The 3,982-nt window shown below is 60.1% G+C and carries 3 protein-coding genes; all 3 read left to right on the forward strand.

The window, feature by feature from the left end; all coding sequences use genetic code 11:
- The first annotated feature begins 78 nt into the window (after nucleotides 1–78).
- Nucleotides 79–2,337, forward strand: a complete 2,259-nt coding sequence (locus tag R6U20_RS09615) for a hypothetical protein (RefSeq protein WP_410337640.1) — start codon at nucleotides 79–81, stop codon at nucleotides 2,335–2,337.
- Nucleotides 2,338–2,426: 89 nt separating this feature from the next.
- Nucleotides 2,427–3,563 (forward strand): hypothetical protein, encoded by a 1,137-nt coding sequence (locus R6U20_RS09620; protein ID WP_410337641.1) that lies wholly within the window; start codon nucleotides 2,427–2,429, stop codon nucleotides 3,561–3,563.
- An 81-nt stretch (nucleotides 3,564–3,644) separates the two neighbouring features.
- Nucleotides 3,645–3,982: AAA family ATPase (locus R6U20_RS09625; RefSeq protein WP_410337642.1), on the forward strand; the 338-nt coding region annotated here is incomplete at its 3' end.

Raw genomic sequence — 3,982 nt, forward strand, 5'->3', positions numbered from 1 at the left:
GCTTCACGGGGCAACCGCGGATCATCAGGTCTGGGCCGAACAGTTGCAGCCGCTCACCGACGACTACCGAGTCATCCGATGCTACGGCGTGACCGGAAGACCCAGCTGCTCTTGACAGGCGATCCCACGCAGGTCTTAAATGGGTCCGGATTCGGGTGGCGCATGCCCAAAGCCATGTTTTTCCGACGCGACTGGGAGGTCCCGTCGCCCCACACGTTGCGTCGCTCATTCCGTGCTGGGGCGGCTACGCTACGCCTCCCCAACGCCGTGGCCAACTTGCTCCGTGCGGAGAAAGCAACGGTTGTTCCTCTTGATCCCGACAAGGCCCGCCGTGATGGCCCTACACCCCAGCGCATCTCTCCCGATGCTTCGGTCGATGACGTGCTTTCGCAGGGGCGTCCCAATGTGCTCGTTCTGGTTGCCGACGACGAAACCGCAGCGTCGCTACGTGAGGCATGGGGACATCCGTTTGTATGGAGCGTGGCTGAAGCAAAAGGGCTGGAGGCCGACCACGTCGTATTGTACAAACTTCCCGACCACCTGGAGCACCCCTCCGATCTCGCCACCAAGGCGCGTCAGGCGGCCGACCGCCGGTGGAACCAGCACATCCTGCGCCTCCACTATGTCGCTGCTACGCGGGCTCGCCGCAGCGTAACTATTGTGGCCAACCCGCACCCCGACGATTCGCTCTGGCACGCACCGGGCGTAGCGAATGCAGTCGATGTGAAAGAAATCTTTGATCCCGTGTGGTCGCACCAGGCCTCTGAACGCCACTGGCTTAAACGCGCGGTGTACTATCGCGACCATGAGCAGTGGACACAGGCCGCGGTATGTTATCGCAATGCCAACGACGACGCCTGGGAGCTGCTCTGCGCGTGGATTGCCGATCCCTCGCAGCCTCCGCTGTGGGCGGAGGTCTATCCGCGCATTGGGGCGTGTACCGAAACACAGGCTCAGGTGCTGCTGGAGTGCAGCACCCCAATTCGAGATCTCCCGGCAAAGGTGCACCTGCTCCGCACGCTCAACCGCGAGACAGAAGCCGATGCCGTACAGGCGCGTCACGATGAGGCAACCGGCAACTGGGAAGCAGCTGCCCGATACCACTACGACCAGAACAACCACGCGAAAGCCGGTACGCTCTACAAGAAGATGGAAGCCTGGCTTCCGGCAGCTACGTGCTTCAAGCGGGCTGAACGCTGGCTTGATGCGGCACGCTGCTTCAGGCAAAATGGCGCCTGGGAACAGGCTGCCGATCACTACGAAAAGGCGCAGCAATGGAGCGAGGCCGCTGTCTGCTGTACTAAATTGGACGCCTGGGATCGCGCCGGACCACTCTTCCAAAAATCCGGAAAATGGGAGGAGGCCGCTCATTGTTATCGGCGCACTGAATCTTGGTCGAAGGCTGCCGACTGCCATAGTAGTGCACAGAAATGGAAAGAGGCCGCCCACGACTACCGGAGGGCTGAAAAGTGGAGATTGGCGGGACTGCACTTTAAGAAGGCACGGCAGTGGCGGGCAGCAGGCCATAGCTACCGTAATGCCAAGGCGTGGGAAGATGCCGGTATGTGTTACCGGCGTAACGGCGATGGCAAACGGGCCGGCGATTGCTACGCAAAGATCCACCAGTGGAATACCGCAGGAGCGTGCTACCGAGAGGCAGAGGCCTGGAAGAACGCAGCCCTCTGCTATAGCCAGGCCAAAAGCTGGGAGGCTGCTGTTGAATGCTTTGAGCATGCGGGTATGCCGCAGTGGACCCAGGCCTGCACCGTTGTTACCGCCAACGACACTGATAAGGCGTTTCGTGCGCTGTGGGAGACCCACGGAGCGCTTTCTACGAATATCGCCGCCTTTCTACTTGAGCATGATGTCTTTCTGAAGGATCCAACCTGGCAGATCTGGCTCCTCCATCAGGCAGGTCGAGACGAGAAAGCCAGTGCGCTGCGACAGTTGTACGATGCCGGCCACCACACGTGGGCAGCGATTGCAGATACGTACGTCGCACAAACGCAGTACAAGCAGGCAGCCATCTATTACGAACGGGCAGAAGAGTGGAGCGCCGCCGCGCAATGCTTTCGAGAAGTGTCTGACTGGTCACGTGCGAAACGGTGCTACCATAACGCCGAGGAATGGAGCCATGCAGCAGCGTGCGCAAGGCTTCTCGGACATGCCGTATGGCAACACCTCTACCAGGCCCGAGCTAATCCAGACAATGCCGAATCGATCTTGCGCGATATGTACGATAGCGGGGTCTCGCTGTCGGATGAACAAGTCGCTTTTCTGAAAAACGCCGGGTTTGATGTGTCCCCTGCACTGTTGTACGCCGTAACCAGCTACTGATAGCACAACCCCGGACACCCTATGTCCGGTCGGTAGACTGCATCGGATACAAGAAGCGCGTTGTTTTTGCTCTATCTGTCGGCGTGCTCATGACCAAACAAAGCCATAACGAAGCCCCAACCTCACAGAAGGAAGTTCCTGATACACTATACCGTCGGGCGTTCTCGGCAGATTCAGATGAGCGGTGCGCTGTCGCCGCGTATCCAAAGGCCCCAATTGATCTCTTACGCAAGCTGTCCGAGGATGACGACCCGAGCGTGCGAAAAGCCGTTGCCTCCAACCCCAACATGCCCCTGGAGCTGTTGTGGGAACTGGCGGAGGAGTTTCCAGAGGCCGTGGTGGAAAATCCTGCGCTGAGTTTGCAGGTGGCCGCTGACCCGGGTGCCATCACGGAGGCCCCCACCGAGGCGTTAATTGTTCTCGTAGGACGAGAGCAGGTCTCCGAACGGTGGCTACGGCGGGGAAGCGACCATTACAGCTATCGAGTCCGGAAAGCAGCAGCCAAGAATCCGTCGGCCCCGACCGACGTGTTGAAAAAGCTGGCCCAAGACAGTGACGACGACGTGCGTAAGGCGGTGGGGGGCAACCCGTCGTCTGAGATGCAGGTCCTTGGGCGGTTGGCGGAAGACACCTACTACCCCAATGTCCGTGCGGCCGTTGCAGGGAATCCCTCTACGCCTCCACAGGTGCTTGAACACTTGGCTGGAGACGAGCACGCCAGCGTGCGCAAGGCGGTAGCAACAAATCCAGCGGCATCCACAGAGGCTCTTGAACAGCTGATCGGAGACGAGTACCGTACGGTTCGCCAGGCAGCGGCAGAGCATCCATCGGTACCCGAAGAGGTGTTTCAGCTGCTCCGCAGAGCAGGGGCAGATGAGAAGATGCGCACCGTTGGCTGTGCTCCCGAGTCGCTGACCGAAGAAGAACGAGACCGTCTTTTCGCATGGGGCCGATATGGGCGTCATCTGCTGGCTACGCATCCCGATACGCCGCCAGCGACGTTGGAGCGTCTGGCATCAGATGCCGACAAGACTGTGCGGAAGGCCGTGGCAAAGCATCCTGCAACTCCGCTGGAGGCGCTACACACGCTGGCGTCGGATGCAACGTGGCGGGTGCGTGCAGCGATAACTGAAAATCCGTCATCACCCACAGAGGTGCTCGATACGCTGATCTCGGACAACGACCCCTTCGTGCATCAGGCGGCGCGACGCAGACTGAACCCGTAACCTTAGGACACGCAATGTCCGCCTGCTTTTCAGAAGCAGTATACCCATTGCACTTTTCCGCTCCCCGCCCGCAACGTGCCCATGACTCCCAATGCGCTGACGACCTATCTCCGCACGCTCATCCAGAACGAACTGCGCCTGAGTGTCATGATGTGGGGACCGCCCGGCATCGGAAAGTCCAGCATCGTTGCGCAGTTGGCCGCCGATTCCAGCATGCAACTCATCGACCTGCGCCTGAGCCAGCTCGCGCCCTCGGATTTGCGTGGACTGCCGGTGCCTCAGCCCGATGATAAAATCGCCACGTGGTATCCGCCCGAGTTTCTTCCGCAGTCGGGCCGCGGCATCCTCTTTCTAGATGAGCTCAATATGGCCGCCCCCGCGGTCCAGGGCATTGCCCAGCAGCTCATTCTGGACCGCAA

The sequence above is a fragment of the Longimonas sp. genome (genome assembly GCF_046498435.1).
Classification (GTDB): Bacteria; Bacteroidota; Rhodothermia; order Rhodothermales; family Salinibacteraceae; genus Longimonas.

Coding starts and splice junctions, on each gene's coding strand:
- R6U20_RS09615 (WP_410337640.1), top strand. CDS start 79: ATGCTACGGCGTGACCGGAAGACCCAGCTGCTCTTGACAGGCGATCCC.
- R6U20_RS09620 (WP_410337641.1), top strand. CDS start 2,427: ATGACCAAACAAAGCCATAACGAAGCCCCAACCTCACAGAAGGAAGTT.